Origin of the sequence: Streptomyces fildesensis, assembly GCF_016107395.1 — a bacterium.
In the GTDB taxonomy this organism is placed as follows: domain Bacteria; phylum Actinomycetota; class Actinomycetes; order Streptomycetales; family Streptomycetaceae; genus Actinacidiphila; species Actinacidiphila fildesensis.
The window spans coordinates 133,300-151,607 of record NZ_JAAIKO010000005.1; the positions used below are offsets into that span (position 1 = coordinate 133,300).

Consider the following 18,308-nt stretch of genomic DNA (forward strand, 5'->3'; position numbering starts at 1 on the left):
TCGGCCCAGGAAGGACAGCCGCACCTGGCGCCGCGGATGGTCGCGGTTGGTGTCCGCGGAACTCCGTCAGGACAACTGCCGAGCTACCCAAGTACTGGACCTCCACCCGGTGCGTCCCAGGAAAGACAGTGCAACTCAAACCTTTGGGACGACGCCGCAGGTCACTGCCGCGCGGACTGTCAGGCGCGCTCCACCAATCTGCGTTGGGGCAATTCACCCGGCCACCTGCTCCAGGAGCCGGAGCACGAGCACGAAGACCCAGAACCGCCTCCCGCTGTCAGTAGTCCTGCGTAGCCTCGTGTTCATGGAGGAATCACCACAAGAGCCCACGTCGGAGGGCGAACGCGACGGAGCATGGCAGCGGCTGACCGCCTATGCCTATCTGAGCGCACCGGAACGGCTGGAGCATGTCGCGATCATGCGGGTCTTCTGCGGGACCCTGCTGGCGGATCTGGCCGTACCTGATGTGCTGGACAGACTCGTCGACGCCGACGGGCCGGCGGCGCACCTGAACGCGGAGACGCTGACAACCCGGCTGGACCAGCTGGCGAAGTGGGGGAATCTCCTTCCCAGTACGCACACGGTGAAGGCGTCGAGCATCTCCGAGTACCAGCGCGCCCGTTCCCGGTACCAGCTGTCGAAGCTGGGCGAACGCATTCAACGGGATGCTGACGACGTGCTCGCCGGAGCCGATGCCGCTCGCGAGGTGAGCAGTGAGCTGCTGGCCCTCGTCGAGCGCGGGCTGCGTGAACTTGACGAACTGATCCGGAAACCGGGCGGAGCAGAGCCGCAGGAAGCGCTGGAACGCGTCAGCACAATCTTCGTGCAGTTCACGGAGTTCGCCGACTCCATCCGGGACTTCTACGCCTACCTCGGGCAAGTACTCGCGCGCTACGACCTCGACAGCGCCGAGTACCAGGGCTTCAAGGAGCTACTGCTCGACTATGTCGAGGCGATCACAGAGGACGTGTCCTTCCGGGCGCCCCGTATCGCAGCAGTCCTCGACAGACTCTGGCCCCACCTACCCGCCCTCCTGCAACGTCTCGATTCCCACACCCGCGGGCTCTCGGGAGTTCCCCATGGCGCGGATGGCCAGTTGGCTACGCGGGTGCAGCGGAGCCGGGGCCGCGAGCCGGCCGACTGGGAGGGACTACGCGGCTGGTTCACCGACGTCGAGGGGCGGGGAAGCCAGGTTGATCAGCTGCGTGATGCCACCCTGCGTGCGTTGCAATCGCTGCTCGCCAACGCCAAACGGATGCTGCGCTCGGCATCCGGAGAGATGTCTCGGCGCAAGGACCTGCTGCGGCTTGCACGGTGGTTCGACGAAGCCGCTCCGGAAGACGCCCATGACATCGCCGTCGCGGCTTTCGGGTTGTACAGCGCCCGGCATCTGGGCATTCCGCCGGCCACGGACGAGGTGGTGCCCGCATACACCAGCTGGTGGACCGGTCCGGTGGTCGAGGTTCCGGTGGCACTGCGCGAGCGGGGCAATCGTGCCCAGCGGGGCCGGGCGTCCGCGGTGGAGGACCACTCCGAACAGAAGGAGCGCCTTCAGCGGGCGGCGCGGCAGCAGGCGGATGACAGACGTGCCGCTGCGGACGAGCTACGCAGTTCCTCCGGTCGCTTCGAGCACATACGGCTCACATCGGCCGCGCTATCGCTGCTGCTCGAGTTGCTGGCCACGGCCTTGGGCAATGCGCAGCTTCACCGCGCCGAGGCCTGGACGCCGGAGCAGGAGCGCGACTTCACCCTGGACGCCGCGTGCAGCGAGGATGCGGAACTCGGCGTCCGCCTCACGGTCCGGCGCATCCCGGGAGGTGAGACCGTACTGCACTCGGCCGACGGCGAGCTGACGCTGGATGAACTGGAACTCACGGTCGAGGGCATTGCCGGCCTGGCACCGAGCGGCGAGGCGCGGGTGAGCGCCTCGTGACGCTCCCTTCGGCCCACGATGTAGCGCTGGCCGCGGAGCGCCGCAGCGCGGGCCGGCTGCTGCTCGCCTACCCGCTGCTGACCTCGGACGGTCCGCACGCCGACCTGTTTCCGTTGATCCGTCGACACGCCGACTGGCTCACCAAACGGTTCCAGCATGTTCTCGGCTATCGGCTCCTGGTCGATACGTCGTACGCGCGGTTGTTCAAAGCGGGCCTGGGCGCCGGTGCGGGGCACCAACTGGAGCGCTCCAGCGGTACAGCATTCACACCGCGCACTTACGCATGCCTGGCCCTGGCCCTGTCCGTGCTGGTGACGGCGCCCGAGCAGGTTCTGCTGTCGCAACTGGTCGCCGACATCAAAGCCGCAGCGGCCGATGCGGGCGTGGAATGGGAGGACGCCGGCCGGACAGCGCAGAAACGGACGCTGGCGGCCGCGCTGCGGCAGCTGGTCGACTGGGGCGTCCTGACCGAAACCGAGGGAAGCGTGGCTGCCGTCGAGCAGGACGACAGCGGCGAGGCACTGATCTCGGTGGACCGGGAGATCGCTCGCGCTGTGGTGTCCGGGCCGCTCGCGCAGAGCAGGAGCGGCACCGATCTTGTGCGCCGGGCTGCGGATCCTGGGTTCGGCGGAGCCCGTACCTATGTGCGCCGGATGCTGGTGGAGACGCCGGTCGTCTACCTTGACGAGCTGACCGACGCCGAGCGCGACTGGCTCCGCACCCGGCAGCGCCGTGAAGCCCAGGCATTCTCCGAACTCCTGGGCCTGGAGACCGAGATCCGAGCGGAAGGCGCAGCGCTGGTGGATCCCGAGGACGAGCTGTCCGACCTGCACCTGCCCGGTAGCGGAACACTCGCGCAGGCCGCACTCCTTCTCCTGGAGCGCTTGGTCGAGCAGCTGCGTCCGGAAGATCCGGGTCATCCCGCGACTGGGGGCCGCCTCGTCGTCGGTGTGGCGATTCCGGACGGACTGATGGAAGAGGTCCTTGCAGAACTCGTGGCGGCGTATGGGCACCGCAGCAACTGGAAGCGCGACTTGGTCGATGATCCGCCGGCGCTTCGGGCATCCGTAGTGGATCTGCTGATCCGGATGCGGCTCGTGGCACGCGACGGTTCGCTCCGCTCCGCAGGACGGGGCTTGCCGGAGGGGTATGACGAGGCCGTTCCCGAAGGCCGTGCCGTCACCGATGTCGCAGGTGCCCGCAGCGGCAGCGGCAGCGGCCTGATGTTGCTCGCCGGTGCGGCCAGATACGCCACCCATGTCACCGTACGAACCGCTCCAGGTTCGACCTCCGAGGCCGACGGACAACAGGAGCTTCCCCTATGACCACCGACTTCAGTGCTCCCGTTCCCATGCAGCGTGCCGCCACGCAAGCCGCCTCCCGGTTCCGGCTGCACCGCGCGGGTATCCGCAACGTGTGGCAGTACGACGAGCAGGAGTTCGCGTTCGGAGACGGCAGGCTGCTGTTGCGCGGTAAGAACGGCGCGGGCAAGTCCAAGGCCCTGGAGATGCTGCTGCCGTATCTGCTCGACGGTGATGCGCGAGCTCTCGACGCCACGGGCACCGGCCGGACCACGCTGGTGTGGTTGATGCTGGACGGCTTCGAGCAGACCAATCGCCTGGGGTACCTCTGGGTGGAATTCCGCATGGCAGCAGCCGACGGTAGGGACCGGTATCTCACCATCGGCGCGGCCGTTCGAGCGTCGAAATCGACGAAGAGGGCCGTCCCGGCATTCTTCGTGACTCCGCTCCGGGTGGGTGAGGACCTTCATCTGGTGGAGGCGGGCAAACCGCTGCCGGTCGACAAGCTGAAGGAGTCGATCGGCGCCGCGAACGTCACGGAGCGCGCTGTCGAACACCGGGCCCGTGTCGCCCGCGAGCTGTTCGGGATCACCGATTCGACACGCTTCCGCAACCTCACGCAACTCCTCCACCGTCTGCGCCGACCCACGGTCGGGGACCGCATCGAATCCGGTGGGCTGGTCTCGCTCCTGAGCGAAACGCTGCCAGGACTGGACGAGGAGGTCGTGGAGAAGGTCGCGCGCAACCTCCATGACCTGGACGCCGTCCGCGATGAACTGGGCAGGTTGGAAAGGACCGATGCGGCGCTTGGGGCCTTCCTCACCGGCTACCGCGGTTACCTGACAGGGGTCCTGCGCAGGGCTTCAGCAGCTGTGAGTCACGAGCTGGATGTCCTCACCGAGTGGCGGCGCAGGACCGGAGACGCGGCGAAGAGGACCAGCGACCTCAAAGGACGCGAAGCCGAAGCCGACGCACGGCTGTCCGCGGTCAAGGAGGATCAAGAAGCCGCACAGGCCGAACTCGCCGCACTGCATGCGAGTGACGGCTATCGCAGCGTGCAGGAACTGTCAGAGCGCCGTGACACTGTGGCGGCCCTGTACACCGCGGCCGCGGCCACGCACACCACCGTGCTGACCGCGCATGGTGCCGAACAGGGCGCGGCCGGACGGCTGTCCGACGACGTAGGCCGCATGGCGGAGCGTCTCGCGGAACTGGCTACCGAGCACCGGGAACTGATGCCTGAGGCCGAGAGAGCCGGCCTGCCCACGGGCCACCTCGGCGAGGCCGTCTCTCTGCGCTGTACCGACATCGCCGGTTCACAGAGCGTCGAGGTGGCGGACCCTGACGGCGAAACGCAGACCGTGCGACATCAACGCGTCATCGCTGCCGACACGGCAGCCACCGCGCGGGCCCTGGACGCATGGCGTGCGCAGTTGGAAGGTGGCCAGTCGGTGGCCAAGAACCGCTCTCGTATGGTCAAGGAGGTACAACGGCTCTCCGCGCACACCCGCGAAGCAGTAGCGGAAGCCTCGCTTGCGGATGCCGAACGGGAAAGGCTGGAGACGGAGATGGAGGACGTCGCCGGCCGACTGGAGCATGCCCGCACGCAGGTGGTTGCCACCAGCGTCTCCTACGCACGCGAGGTCACCGACTGGGCTGAGCACGTCATCTCAGCGCTCGCCCCCGGCTGCCCAGCTCTCGACCCCGTTCTGGAGGCGATCGTCTGCGAGACCGCACCGGACGCGCCCTTCGCGGACCGAACGCTTCCCGCGGAGATCGACACGGAAGCCGGACAAGCCGCTCACCTCGTCCTCGACCCGTACGGCCAGTGGCTTTCCGATCAGCGGGACCATGCCGCGTTGGCGGTCCATCAGCTAACTGTCTCGTACAAGGATCTGGAGCAGCAGCGGCGGGCCTGGGAGCGGCAGACCGACCCGGAGCCCCCGGTCCCTCCCCACCGCGCCGCTGACCGCACCGCGGGGAGTGGGGCGCCTTTCTACCAGCTGGTGGATTTCACCGAGGAACTGTCCACGACCGAGCGAGCACATCTGGAAGCAGCGCTGGAGGCCAGCGGGCTCCTGGACGCCTGGATCAGCGCCGACGGCTCGGTCCTCGATCCGGGCACCCTCGACACCCTCCTCGACTCGCGTGCGGCGGTGCCGGAGGGCCCCACCCTGGCAGCCGCCCTGCGCCCAGTCGTACCGGCCCAGACCGGTGTCACAGCTGAACTCGTCGACCGGGTCCTGTCCTCCATCGCTCTGGCCCCGGCCTACGAGACCGCGGCGGCCAGCGCGGTCCAGGTCGACGGCAGTTGGCGTCTCGGCGCACTCAGAGGGCGGCACCTCAAGCCCGCGGCCGAGTTCGTGGGAGCCGCCACCCGCGCCGAAACCCGTCGCCGCAAGCTGGCCGAACTTGACGTCCGGCTCGCGGAGGCCGCTCAACAGCTCACCGGCGAACGCCGAGAACTGGATCGCCTCAATGCCCAACGCCGGTCCCTGGCGGACGCGCTGCGGAGATTCCCCCCTTCCCGCCTGCTCTCCAGCGCCTGGAACGAAGCCAACGGCAGGGAGTCCGACCTCCAAGTCCTGACCAGTAAGGCGTCGACGGCCGCCCGCACGGCAGAGGGGGCCCGCACCCGCGCAGCGAGAGCTCGCGCCGCGGCCGACGCCGCCGCGACCGCGAACGACCTGCCCACCGGCACCGAGGCCCTGGAACGCATCGACACCGCGCTGGCGACCGTGCACAGTGGCCTCGTGCGGCTGTCCAGAGCGGTCCACGGCACGATCAATAGATCCGGCACCGAGCGATCCGCACTGGAGGCGTACGAGAAGGCATACGCGGACCGTCTCCGGGCGCAGGGTGACTACCAGTCCCGGCTCGACGCACTCCGCCCGGCCCGCAGGGAGCTGGCTACCCTCGAAGAAGCCGTCGGATCGGCCGAAAGCGAGATCCTGACCCGGGAGGAAGCGGCGAAGGAACGGATCACGGCGGCACTGGGTGCCCTCCCCAAGGCCCAGCACACCATGGATGAACTTCGGGAGAGCCGGGCCCGAGCCGAGGAAGCGGAGAAGGGACTTCGCGAGGACTTGGCCCGCCAGGAGTCCGCGGTGATCGACGCCGGCAACGCCCTGCGCGGGGCCCTCGCCCGCCCGGAGGTCCTCCGCGGCGCCGGATGGGACCGGACAGGCCTGCCGGAGAGCTCCGCCGACCTGCTCACGGCGGACGCCCGTGCCAGAATCCGGGCCCTGCGTGAACTGGCGAACGCGGTCAACGCGCGGCTGGAGCGCTCGGGCGACGACGTGTCCGACAACACGCTGATGCGGCGGTACGACGTACTGCGTGACGCGCTCGCCGGGGGCTATGACGCACAGCTGGACGAGCGCGACGGGATCAAGGTCTGCCGCCTCCTGGACGACCACGGTTCCCATGACGTCGCCGTAGTGGGAGAGCGGATCGCCTCCCAGGCCGCCGAGGCCCGCGGCCGGCTCACCGAGCGAGAACGCGAGGTCTTCCAGCGCTTTCTCGCCGGCGAACTCGGCGACCACCTGTCGACACAGGTCATCACCGCTGCCAACCTGGTGGCAGCGCTCAACGCCACGCTCAGGACTGTCCGCACATCGCACGGGCTCGGAGTAGAGCTGCAATGGAAGCTGGACGAGGACGTCGACACGGACGTGCGTGCGGCCGTCGAGCTGCTCCGCAGCCCCTCGGGTCTCCGGACACGCGAGCAGACCGACCGGCTCCGGGAAGTGCTGCAGCGACGGATCGAGGACGCCCGCAGGGCCGACCCGTCGGCCGGCTATGCCGCTCATCTGCGTACCGCGTTGGACTACCGTGACTGGTACCGCTTCCACACCTTCGTGGTCGAGGACGCAGCCCCGGGCCGCAAGCGCCGGCTGACCAGTCGCACCGGCCTCAGCCAGGGCGAGCAGCGCGTGCTCTCCTACCTCATACTCTTCGCCGCGGCCGCCGCCCACTTCACCACCCTCGGCGAAACCGCACCGCACGCACCGCGGTTGATCCTGCTCGACGATGCCTTCGCCAAGGTCGACGAGCCCACCCACGGACGGCTCGGCCGGATCCTCGTCGACCTCGATCTCGACTTCGTGCTGACCAGCGAACGACTCATGGGCAATTGGCCCGAGGTGCCGTCCCTGCACATCTACGAGTGTCTGCGCGATCCTCATGTACGCGGCGTGGCCACCCTGCACTACACCTGGAACGGCCGCCACCGGCGCCTGGTGTCCGTATGAGCACGCTGCCCGCCGAGACACGGACCTGGCTGGCCGGTCCCGACCTCCACCGGCTGTGGAACGGCACGCGCAAACGCCTGGAGAGCAACGGCCTCCAGGCAATCGGATCGCTGAAGGTAACCAACCTCAACGCACAGGAACGGACCGCTCTGTCCCAACTCCTCGGCAGGACGCTCACGAGCACCACGGTCACCGTGCGGCTCGACGAGCTGGACGCACGTCTGCGGGCTTCGGCCGCCGGCACCGGACTGGTGGATACCCTCCAAGCACTCGGACCGGCCCTCACTGATCGCCGGGCCGTCCGGTCGGCGGCCGAAACCCGGCGAGAACACATGTGGTCCTCGGTCTCCACTTCCTTGGACGCGTCCGCTCTCGGCGGCGAGGACTGGGCACAGCAGTGGTACGACGGGCTCCGCCGATCAGGCGTGCCCGGAGGCGTGGCTCCTGAGGCCGCGGTAGCCACCCTCCACCAGGCCGTACAGATCCTCGCTCTGCTACTGGGACCGGCGAGAGCGGGGGTCCGTGGCCGAGGTGAGATCGCCGCGGAAGCAACCGGGTCCGCGCATGGACTGGACGACGGCACCTGGCTGGCGCGGCTCGTCCAGCGAGGCATCGCCCTCGCCCATGGCGCCGAGCTGCCCGACAATGCGGCCGGACGCCGCGCCCTGTGGCGGCTGGCCGGTGTCACCCCGGACGAGGTTTCCAGCACTGTCCTCGCCTACGGTCTGCGCCCCGAGGGCGACAGTTGGCGCGAACGGGCCTTGCGAGAACGGACCGAGAACTACGCCGAAACGCACCTCACCTTGCGTGACCTGCACGTCCTGCGGCTGACCATGGCGCCCGGCACGCTCATCCGTATCTGCGAGAACCCCCGCGTGGTGGAAGCCGCGGCGGACGCCGCCTGCACACAACCGCTCGTCTGCACGTCAGGCAGCGCCTCCACCGCGACCCTCACCCTCCTCGACGCCCTCGCCGCCACCGGCTGCCGTTTCGCCTATCACGGCGACTTCGACTGGCCGGGCATCGCCTTGGCCAACCGGATCACCCGCCGCTACGACGCGGACCCATGGCGTCTGCACGCCGAGGACTACGAACGCCTCGCCGCCCGCACCCAGGCCCAGGGTGTCCCCCGGCTTCCGCTGTCAGGCCATCCGGTCGATGCCGACTGGGACGCCGACCTCGCGCCCACCATGGAAGGACTGAGCATCGCCCTCCACGAGGAGGCCACCCTCGACCAACTGGTGGAGGACCTGAGCTGAGCCCGCACGCGCCCGCCCACACCAGCCATTTGGTGCGGCCGGACTTCGGCTCTACAGTCTCGTCCGGTCATCGCCCTACCCGAGGAAACTCAGCCGCACCCGCCGATTCACATTGTCCTTGTTGGTGTCCGCCCACCTCCATTCAGACAACCGCCAAGTCATCCGAGCGCGGGAGCTCCGAGCAGCCGCCGTACTCGGCCCTGAACCGGGCGTGCGCGCCGAACCCCGCGCACCACGGCCTTGACGCTGCTCCCCGCCATCGGCGGGATCCTCGCCCTGCGCCAACTGCGGCCGATGGGCGGGGTCAGCGCGATGTGACGCCGCTGACGCGGTCGCAGGTTGGCCGGTACGGAAGGGACGGAAGGTATGCCGCCCATTCATCCCGGCTCAGGCCGCGTTCGACCACGGTGCAGACGCGGGTCATGGCCGCGCCGGGATCAAGGGTCCACCGGATGATCCTGCCGTCCTGGCCGCCGGAGACGAGGGCGCCGTCGGCGGTGAAGGCCAGGCCGCGGACTGTGCCGGTGTGGCCGGTGAGGGTGACGATGCGGCGGCCGGTGGCAACCTCCCATGTCACTACGGTGTGGTCATCGCCGGCCGAGGCGAGGGTGCGGCCGTCCGGGCTGAAGGCGAGGACCTGGATGGGTGCGCTGTGCCCGCTCAGCACCGCGATCTGACGGTGGGTCACCGTGTCCCACAGTTTGATCGTACGGCTGTCGCCGGCGGTGGCGAGGGTCGTGCCGTCCGGGCTGACCGCCAGGTCCTGCACCACGCCTTGGTGGGTGTCGAACCGGTCTGCCTGGACGCCGGTCGCGAGGTCGATAACGTTGACGAATCCCCCGACGCTGGTGGTCAGCAGGCGGCGCCCATCGGGGCTGAACGCCAATGCCGTGGCCAGACGCGCGCTCTTGGGCGGCACCGGAACCGGCGACGCCGGGTGACTCATGTCCCACAGATAGGGACCGAGCGTGGCCGCGGCGAGGTAGCGGCCGCCGGGGCCGAAGGCCACATCGGTCGAGGCGCCGACCGCGGGGATCTGGACGGGCCGGCCGACGGGCTGCCGGGTGGTGGTGTCCCAGATCGTCAGGGTGCGATTGCGGGACACCGCGGCGAGCAGGTGACCGTCCGGGCTGAAGGCGACCGCCTGCACGCCGTTGGGCTGATCTCCCAACACGCCGACCGGTTTCCCGGCGCCGTCCCACAGTCGCACGGATCCGTCGCTGCCCGCCGAGGCGATCGTGCGTCCGTCCGGGCTGACCTCGACATCGTTGACCTGTGCGTCGAACCCGCCGAACGGCTTGTTGCGGAGGTCGTGCAGCACGATGCCGCCGTCCCAGCCGGCGGAGGCGAGGATCGACCCGTCGCGGCTCAGGGCCACCGCCATCGTCTCGACGCGGCCCCGGTCCCGGAAGGCCTGCGGGGGCTCGACACCCCGCAGGTCCCGCAGGGTGACGGTGCCGCTCTCGTCCGCCACCGCGATCTTGTCGTTGACGGGAGCGGAGATCACCCATCCGAACGAACCGTGCAGGGGAAGGGAGGTCGCCGGAGCCGAAAGGTCGCCATCGAGCCAGAGATACACCCCTCGATCGTCCGCCCCGGCCGCCAAGCGGTGCCCTGACGGCTCGAACGCCACCGAGTCGACATGATCGGCGCCGCGCAGGGTGGTGCCCGCTGCGGTGGCCGTGTTCCAGACGATGGGACTTTCCTGCGCGGCCGCCGATACGAGGTACTGACGGTCGGAACTGAACGCCAGGGACAGCACGGTGTGCTGGTGGCTCCGCAGTGTTGCGGACGGCGCACCGGATGGGTGAGTGAGGTCGTACAGGGCGATGCCGCCGGTGTCGGTGCCGGCGGCGATCGTCGCGCCGTCGGAGCTGAAGGCCATGGCCGCGGCGGGGTGGTCGATGGCCAGCCGGCGCACCTGGCGGTGGGTGTGGGTGTCCCAGACGGTGACGGAGCCGGACGTCCCGGCGATCGCCAGGGAGGCGAGCTGGTTCCCGTCCCCGCTGAAGGCCACGGCCATCACGCGTCCGGCGTGCCCGTCGAGCGTGGCGATCAGGGCGCCCCGCACCGGGTCCCACAGGCCGACCGTCCCGTCGACGGCCGCGGAGGCCAGCACCGAGTGATCCGGGCTGAACGCCAGCGCGTAGACGGCCGGACCACCGGCGTTGAGGACGACCGGTCTGGGTGCCGCGGCGGCGCTGAGCAGGCCGCCGCCGGTTTCGGTGTCCGGGTGCAAGCGGTATGCCTCCACCGCCAGCCGGCCGGCCAGCGCCGGATCGGTGGCGAGCAGATTCCTGGCCCGCAGCGAGAGCTGATCGGCGAACGTGACCTGCTGCTGACGGCGGGCGTCCGTGCGCTGGCTCATGGCGACGAAACCGCTGACCATGGCCAGTGTCATGAGCAGGGCCATGCCCATGACGAGACGCTTGAGCAGGCGGGTGCGGCGCCGGGCGCTGGCGTGTTCCGCGTGTTCCGCGGCGTTGCCCGCCGCGAGGAAGGCATCCTCCAACTCGTTCAGGTTCCCGGGATGCTCCTGGACCCAGGCGCGGGCGGCCGCCAGCCGGCCCCCGCGGTACAACGCCCCGGCATCACGGTCCGACGACTGCCAGCCGTGGGCGGCCTCGGTGAGCCCGCGGTGGACGAGCAGGCTCGCCCGGTCGTCGGTGAGCCAGCGGTGCAGCCGGGGCCAGGCCCGGATCAGCGCCTCGTGGGCCACCTCCACCGTGCCGTCCCCCAGCACGACCAGCCGGGCCCCGGCCAGCCGGTCCAGTACCTCGGCGACCACCGGCGCATCCGCGACGCCGTCGAGTTCGGTGCGGACGATGGGCCGCCGGGTGTCCTCGGTGCCGTCCCCCAGCGCGGTGAGCCGCAGGAAGATCTTGCGGGCGATCTGCTGCTGCTCCGGGCTGAGCCCGTCGTGAACCCGCTCGGCGGTCTGGGCGATCGCTCCGCGCACACCACCGCTGGCGTGGTACCCCGCCAGGGTGAGGGAGTTCACTGATCGCCGCCGCCACGTCTCCAGCAGGGCATGCGAGACGAGCGGCAACGCGCCCGGCTCCCCGGCGGCGTCGGCGAGCACCGTCGCCAGCAGTTCCGGTTCGACCCGTAGCCCGGCATGAGCGGCAGGCCCGACGATGATCTCCCGCAGGTCGGTGGCCGATACCGGGCCGACCAGCAGCTGCGCCTGGTCTCCCAGTGCCTCGGCCAGGCCGGGATGCTGGGTGAGGTGCGCCAGGAAGTCCGCGCGCACGCCGAGCACCACCGTGGTGCGGCGTCCGGGGCCGTGGGCCGCGTCCAGCAGCGCCTCGATGAACCGTGCGCGTTCGCCCTCGCCGGTGCACAGCGTGAACACCTCTTCGAACTGGTCGACCACTAGCAGCGCCCGGCACTCCTCCGGATCGGTGGCCATGGCGCCGCGGATCGCGAGGTCCAAAGCGGCCGGATCCTGCGACAGATCCTCGTACATCCGGTGCACATCGGCGCCGGACAACTTCGCGAGCTGGTCGGACAATTCCTCGATCGGATGGGCGGTCGGCGTCATCAGCAGGATCCGCCAGCGCCCTGCCGCCTCCGGATGCGCGGCGATCGAACCGAGCAGCCCGGCCCGCAACAGCGAGGACTTCCCGCTGCCGGACGCCCCGAACAGCGCGACGAACGACAACTGCTCGACCCGGCCCACCAAACGCTCGACCAGCTGCGAGCGGCCGAAGAACCGTGCCGCCTCCTCTGCCTGAAATGCCGTCAGCCCCTGATAGGGGCAGGCCTCCCGCTCACCCGCGCCTGCCTCGTCGTCGTGTCCGGACTCCTTGGTACCGGCCGCCGCACGAGCCTTCGCAGCCGCCGACCATCGCGCCCGCCACTCGTCACGGTCACCGCCGCACGCTTCGGCGTAGGCCAACACCACCTCCAGCGAAGCGAGCCGCTCGCCCCTGGCGGCATCCGCCAGCGTGCTCGCCGAGAAGTGGACCCGCTTGGCCAACAGGCGATATCCCGGGTTCCCGGCCCCCTGCCGCAGCTGCCGCAGCTGCCAGGCCAGCGCTTGAACCTCGCCGGCCTCCGGATCCACCGGTTTCTCCAGACGACCCACCACAACCCCCCAACGGCCGTGAACGCGCACCGCGACACGACCACTTCAACGAGCCCCAACGAACCCCCTGGACATGCTAGAGCCCCCGGATCATGACGGCCTTCCCCCGCCAGAACGCGCCTGCTTTGTCCGGCGTTGTTTGTCCGACGCCCCCGCACCTGTCGCACAAACCCCAGGCGAGCGAGGTTGTGGCACATACGACAAGGGCGAAGCACGAAGGCCCAGCCCGGTCCGCCACACGTCACACGGGAGTGAACATGCTTCGACGCAACAAGCAAGGCCGCGCACGAGGTCGCGCCACCATGATGGGCCTGGTGCTGTTCAGCGCGCTGGCCGCCGTCCTCGCACCGGCCTCACCCGCCCTGGCCGACCCACCAGGCGGAGGCCTTCCCGGCACCGTCTTCATCGGTCGTTCCTGGTACCCGCAGGAGAACGGCAACTTCTGCGCCCCCGCCTCGGTCCAGATGGCGTTGCAGTCCCGGCTCGGCTACACGCCGCACAGCCAGACGACGTACGCCAATCACATGGGGACCGACGGCGACGGCACGGACAGCGCCCAGGAGGTGGCAACCGAACTCAACAATTCCGGAAACACCCGGTGGTACGAGTTCAAGACCATCGACTGGAACCCGACGCAGGCACAGCGGAACCTCTTCAAGTACGACGTGATGTTCGACATCGACCGGGGCTACCCCATGGTGGTGAACCTGTGGATCCCGGCCGGCTACACCGGGGCGCCGCCGAACTATCCCAACCAGAACCGGACGATCTTCCACTACGTGACGGTCGTCGGGTACGCCAACAACGGGGACACGGTCTACGTCTACGACCCGGCCGCGGAAGGCGCCGGTGGGTCCAGCTGGGGCAACGTACCCCGGCAGTGGACCATGTCGACCTACGACCTGGAGACCCTCATCGGCGGTAAGGGCTACGCCGCCTGACGGTGCACCACCGGAAGCAGCGCCGGTGCGCCCAGTACGCGACCTTCCGTTCGGCGTGTCGGGCGTCACTGAGCCGCTTCCCCTCACATCGATCTCCAGGAGAGGAACGCCCATGAAACTGACGCGTCTTGCCGCATGCGGCGCCACCATGCTGGCCCTCGTGGCGGCGTGTGTCGGGACAGTCACCCCGGCCGGTGCAACGTCGGGCAGTTGCACCGCCCGCTACGAGCCGAAGACGTATCCGTCGGGATACGTGGTCGACACCGTCTACTACTGCGACAGCTGGCAGAAAGCCCCGGTCTACGGCCGGACCCTCATCACGCAGCACAGCTGGATGTATGCCGGTAGCAATTGGTACACCTGCCAGCGCCAGGACATCGGGCATCAGAACCCGGTCACCTACAACGCCGACGGATCGGCGAACCGGAACGACTGGTGGCTGTTCACCCTCGCCGACGAAAGCGTCGACGACGGCCCCGGCTACTGGGGTTATCTGCCGGCGACCTACCTCGTCCAGGGCGGCAACTGGCAGCGGGTACCCGGCGTGCCGGACTGCTGAGCGGCGGCCGGCGACCTCTTGGACCGCCCACCCCATCGCACCCGTCACCCTGTGGTGCGCAATTTCACGAAGGGATGCCATGAAACGCTTCTTGCGGCTTCTGCTGGCCCTGGTGATGCTGACAGCGGGTCTGCTCGCCGGCGCGGCGCCGGCCTCGGCGGCATCGTGTTCGCAGCGCTCGGAGAGCCATACCGACCCCAACACCGGGCAGTCGTGGGACAGTGTGTCGTACTGCGGGAACGACAGCGGCGCACCTCTGTACGCCGGCGCCAACAACAGCACACTCGTCGGCTGGATGGACAGCACCAACAGCTGGTTCTCGTGCTACCGGCACGGGCAGCAGCACGCCGGCGGCAACGACGTCTGGTACTACACCCAGGGCGACCGGAGCGCGTCCGGGTGGCAGGGCCGCCAGGCCTGGGGCTTCATGCCGGCGGTCAACCTGTGGACCAGTACGGACCCATCTCCCGGGGTGCCCGCGTGCGCTCCTGACATGTGGCAGTCCAACGAGTCGCAGACCGACTACGCGGGACAGTACTGGCCCGCGGACTGGTACTCGCACAGCCGCGCCGGCGCCGCCCTGTACGCCGGGCCCGATGCGAGCACGACGGTCGGCTACATGGACTCCACGACCAGTTGGTTCGTCTGCTACGCCCACGGCGCGCAGCACGCCGGCGGCAACGACGTCTGGTACTACACCCAGGGCGACCGGGTCGTCGGGGGGCAGGGATCGCGCCGGGCCTGGGGCTATATGCCCGCGGTCGACGTCTCGACCCGCCAGGACCCCTACGACAGCATCCCGGCGTGCTCCGGCGGATCCACACCCCCCGGCGGGACGATCCCCGTCGGAGACACCACGACGACCACTCCCCCGAAACCTGCCACCGACCGGAGCTTCTACGTCCAGAGCATGGACAACGCCATGGCGGACGGCTTCGGCTGCACCCAGGCCAACCTTGACGTCGCCAACAGCGTCAACTACGTCAAAAGCAGCTACGTCATCTTCGCGTTCGGCGGTCAGACCTCCAATGGCTCCGGCACGCAGCTTCCCGGTCTGAGCACCATCGTCAGCAACAGCGCCATCGAGAGCTACGTCGAGGCGTACGCGACCGGCTACCACCGGTGCGTGCGGCCGGTGTTCCCGGACCACGGGACCCACTACCCGTTCGTGAACATCGGGATCGGCACCAACAACGACATCACGGTGACCGCGGCCACCGGCCGGGCCTGGGCCGGAGTGGTCAACGACGTGGACAACTGGCTCCGGGCCCGGTCCGGAGATATCGGCAGCACGGCGCAGGTCGACGGCGCCAATGACATGGAACCAGGGTTCAGCGGTTCTATCGCCGCCACCCGGGCCTGGGTCCAGGCCTTCCACGACAGCACGTACCGCCTGCTGACGAACTTCGGTTCCGCCGACGGATGTCCGGTCTCGATGTCGACCGACACCAGGGTGAACCATGCCTGCAACAACGGCTGGAGCATGGAGGACATCTACTGGATCAGCCAGGGTGTCGGCCGGGCGAGCGCGGAGCCGGAGATCTACAACAGCGACCAGCCGAAGCAGTGGGCGCTGATATCCCGCTACGGCGCGACAGCACACGCCAGCGGCTGCCCCTACGTCAGCGGCTGCGGCATCCCGTACATCGGCGTCTGGGACCACCACGCGACCGGCGACGGAACCAACACCGCGACCACGGCCTGGAATCTGATGTGGCAATACCTGGGCCAGGATTCGCGCACGGCCATGGTTCCGGCGTTCTCGATGGAAATCTGCTACACGTCCCAGGTCACCGGAGCCAGAAGCCCATCCTGCCAATGGTCATAACGCACGGACAATCCAACTGAAAGGACACCAGACATGAACATACGTCAGACACTCACGAAGACATTCACTGTCGGCGCAGTCGCCGCCATCTCGATGATCGGTCTCACCGGCACGGCCACGGCAGCCGGCTCGGACCACCTCGATCGGGGCCAGACCCTCAACGCGGGGGAATCCATCGAGCGGTACACCAGCACCGGCCACGTCTGGCTGGTCATGCAGAGCGACGGCAACCTCGTCGAGTACGGCGGCCACTTCGGTGCCTGCTGGGCGACCCACACCGAGAACTCGGGTGGCGCCTACGCGTCCTACCAGAACGACGGAAACTTCGTCGTCTACACCAGCAGCGGCCGTGCCGTCTGGGCCAGCAACACCGTCGGCTCCGTCCGGGCAACGGGCTCGACCGTCGACATGAACGACGCCGGCCAGTTGTACATCGGTACCCGGAGGTTCAACGACGGCTGCAGGTGATCCCACCCGGCAGCCCCTAGCCGTGGTGGTCGGTTCTTGACGGCCTGGCCCACACCGCATTCCACGCTGCGTGCATCGGCTGTCCGCCCAATGACCTGGGACAGCTGTATGCCCGGGTCAGCTTCTCCGACGGAAGGGGAAGTCCAGGTCGGTGCGGACCAGGAACGTCGTCGCGCCGATCCGTCCCTGTGGTGAGCGGCCAGGCCGTCCCGCGTCAGTTGTCCAATCACTCAACACCGACCAGGAGGTATGGGGCATGGCTGCTCCGAGCGGCCGGACGGACGAAGAAACCGATTCCCCTTCGAAGTCCCGATTCGTTGTCTTCTTCGGCGGGCAGGTCTTCTCCCTCCTTGGCGATGGGCTGGCCTTCCTCGCCTTTCCTCTTGTCGTACTGGGACTCACCCGTAGTGCCTTCGCCGCGGCGCTCGCGGCCGCGCCCCGCACGATCGGCTACCTGATGGTCGGTCTCATCGCCGGAGCGATCGTCGATCGCTTCAACCCGCGCGTCATCATGATCATGATGGACGCGATCCGGTTCTCGGTCTTCCTGACCCTGGCACTGCTCGCCCGCGCGGGAGATCTGCAGGTGTGGGTGGTGCTGGTGCTGGCGTTCCTGGCTTCGGGGGCCGGCGTCTTCTTCGACACCGCGCTCGCCGTCGCGGTGCGCGACCTCGCTCAGGGCGAACGGTTGGTGCGGGCCAACTCCTGGCTTGAGGCAACCAACCAGGCTTCACTCGCGGTGGGACCGGGCCTCTTCGGTGTGCTGACCGCTGCCGTCGGTCTGCACACCGCACTGTTCGGCAACGCCGCCACGTATCTGCTGTCGCTGGTGACGATCTACGCGGTCAGCGGCCGGAGTGCGCTGCGGGGAGCCGCGCGGCCGCGAACGCTCGGCAGTGCTCTCAAGAGCCTGCGGCGGGATGTGGCCGAAGGCCTGCGGTACCTGCGGAACTCGCGGCTGATCCTTCTCTTAACGTGCAGTCAGGCATCCGCCAACCTGTTCATCGCGGTGGAGACGCTCATCCCCTTCTACGCGTGCAACATCCTCGGACTCGGCGCCCCGGAGGTAGGCGTCGTGGTCGGCTGCGGCGGTGTGGGCGGGATAGCGGGTGCCGTCCTGGCATCCCGGCTGGCCACACCCGCACGGCAACTCTGGCTCGTCTTCCTGAGTACCGTCAGCCTCGGGATGGCCCTCGACGCCATCGGTCTGACCGCCTCAGTCGTTCCTCTGGCCGCGCTCAACCTCGTCGTGTGCGCCTGTGCGGTCCTCGCGGTCGTCGTCATCCGGACCATCCGACAGCAGACGGTGCCGCGCGAGTTGCTCGGGCGGGTCACCGCCACCGCCCGCATGACGGCGCTGGCGGCGAGCCCCGTGGGCGCCATGCTCGCGGGACTTCTCACCGGCCTTCACCACGGCGACCCGCGACCGGTTTTCATCGGATCCGGCCTGCTCGCGGTCACCACGGCGGTGGTCGTGTGGTTCGCCGGCCTGCGCGGACACGCCCGCGCCGATCGGCACGATTCGGGGGCTCCCGTCGACCGACATGTGAGAGAGAGGGCGGAGGCAAGATGACGAACGCCGCCGCACTACCGACGCCTCCTGATCTGGATCCAGCGTGCGGCAGAGGCCTGATGGACAGTCAAAAGTCATGCGCACCGACTTGATCACCGGGTCA

Annotated in this window: 10 protein-coding genes; 9 read left to right on the forward strand and 1 reads right to left on the reverse strand. The window is 68.9% G+C overall.

Translation table 11 applies throughout. The annotated features are described in order from the left end of the window. The first annotated feature begins 304 nt into the window (after positions 1-304). From C6N31_RS10575 to C6N31_RS10590, 4 genes are read left to right on the forward strand one after another with little or no spacing between them, the layout of a single operon-like run. Positions 305-1,933: a TIGR02677 family protein gene (locus C6N31_RS10575; RefSeq protein WP_198357442.1), complete on the forward strand. Its 1,629-nt coding sequence runs from the start codon at positions 305-307 to the stop codon at positions 1,931-1,933. Beyond that, complete coding sequence (locus C6N31_RS10580; protein WP_198357443.1) at positions 1,930-3,258, forward strand: TIGR02678 family protein; 1,329 nt, start codon at positions 1,930-1,932, stop codon at positions 3,256-3,258. Before C6N31_RS10575 ends, C6N31_RS10580 begins: the two co-directional genes overlap by 4 nt. Further along, positions 3,255-7,487, forward strand: coding sequence for a TIGR02680 family protein (locus tag C6N31_RS10585; RefSeq protein ID WP_198357444.1), 4,233 nt, complete (start codon positions 3,255-3,257; stop codon positions 7,485-7,487). Before C6N31_RS10580 ends, C6N31_RS10585 begins: the two co-directional genes overlap by 4 nt. Further along, positions 7,484-8,746, forward strand: coding sequence for a TIGR02679 family protein (locus C6N31_RS10590; protein WP_198357445.1), 1,263 nt, complete (start codon positions 7,484-7,486; stop codon positions 8,744-8,746). Before C6N31_RS10585 ends, C6N31_RS10590 begins: the two co-directional genes overlap by 4 nt. A gap of 304 nt (positions 8,747-9,050) precedes the next feature. Here C6N31_RS10590 and C6N31_RS45530 read toward each other — a convergent pair whose 3' ends face one another. Next, positions 9,051-12,815: an nSTAND1 domain-containing NTPase gene (locus C6N31_RS45530; protein WP_198357446.1), complete on the reverse strand. Its 3,765-nt coding sequence runs from the start codon at positions 12,813-12,815 to the stop codon at positions 9,051-9,053. A gap of 278 nt (positions 12,816-13,093) precedes the next feature. On the opposite strand from C6N31_RS45530, the gene C6N31_RS10600 reads away from it, so the two are divergent. The 5 genes from C6N31_RS10600 (at position 13,094) to C6N31_RS10620 (ending at position 18,205) form a co-directional block, all read left to right on the forward strand. Further along, positions 13,094-13,777 carry a C39 family peptidase gene (locus tag C6N31_RS10600; RefSeq protein ID WP_164294265.1) on the forward strand — a complete coding sequence of 228 codons (684 nt, stop codon included), beginning with the start codon at positions 13,094-13,096 and terminating at the stop codon, positions 13,775-13,777. Positions 13,778-13,889: 112 nt separating this feature from the next. Then, positions 13,890-14,336 (forward strand): hypothetical protein, encoded by a 447-nt coding sequence (locus C6N31_RS10605; protein ID WP_138353912.1) that lies wholly within the window; start codon positions 13,890-13,892, stop codon positions 14,334-14,336. Between the two features lie 79 nt (positions 14,337-14,415). Beyond that, the gene (locus C6N31_RS10610) at positions 14,416-16,164 is read left to right on the forward strand and encodes a hypothetical protein (protein WP_198357447.1); all 1,749 of its coding nucleotides are present in this window, start codon (positions 14,416-14,418) and stop codon (positions 16,162-16,164) included. Positions 16,165-16,197: 33 nt separating this feature from the next. Beyond that, a complete protein-coding gene (locus C6N31_RS10615; protein ID WP_138353914.1) occupies positions 16,198-16,632 on the forward strand; it encodes a hypothetical protein in 435 nt (144 codons plus the stop codon). 256 nt (positions 16,633-16,888) lie between these two features. Then, positions 16,889-18,205, forward strand: coding sequence for an MFS transporter (locus C6N31_RS10620; RefSeq protein WP_198357448.1), 1,317 nt, complete (start codon positions 16,889-16,891; stop codon positions 18,203-18,205). Positions 18,206-18,308: the final 103 nt, after the last annotated feature.

Coding starts and splice junctions, on each gene's coding strand:
- C6N31_RS10575 (WP_198357442.1), top strand. CDS start 305: ATGGAGGAATCACCACAAGAGCCCACGTCGGAGGGCGAACGCGACGGA.
- C6N31_RS10620 (WP_198357448.1), top strand. CDS start 16,889: ATGGCTGCTCCGAGCGGCCGGACGGACGAAGAAACCGATTCCCCTTCG.
- C6N31_RS10600 (WP_164294265.1), top strand. CDS start 13,094: ATGCTTCGACGCAACAAGCAAGGCCGCGCACGAGGTCGCGCCACCATG.
- C6N31_RS10590 (WP_198357445.1), top strand. CDS start 7,484: ATGAGCACGCTGCCCGCCGAGACACGGACCTGGCTGGCCGGTCCCGAC.
- C6N31_RS10615 (WP_138353914.1), top strand. CDS start 16,198: ATGAACATACGTCAGACACTCACGAAGACATTCACTGTCGGCGCAGTC.
- C6N31_RS10610 (WP_198357447.1), top strand. CDS start 14,416: ATGAAACGCTTCTTGCGGCTTCTGCTGGCCCTGGTGATGCTGACAGCG.
- C6N31_RS10585 (WP_198357444.1), top strand. CDS start 3,255: ATGACCACCGACTTCAGTGCTCCCGTTCCCATGCAGCGTGCCGCCACG.
- C6N31_RS10605 (WP_138353912.1), top strand. CDS start 13,890: ATGAAACTGACGCGTCTTGCCGCATGCGGCGCCACCATGCTGGCCCTC.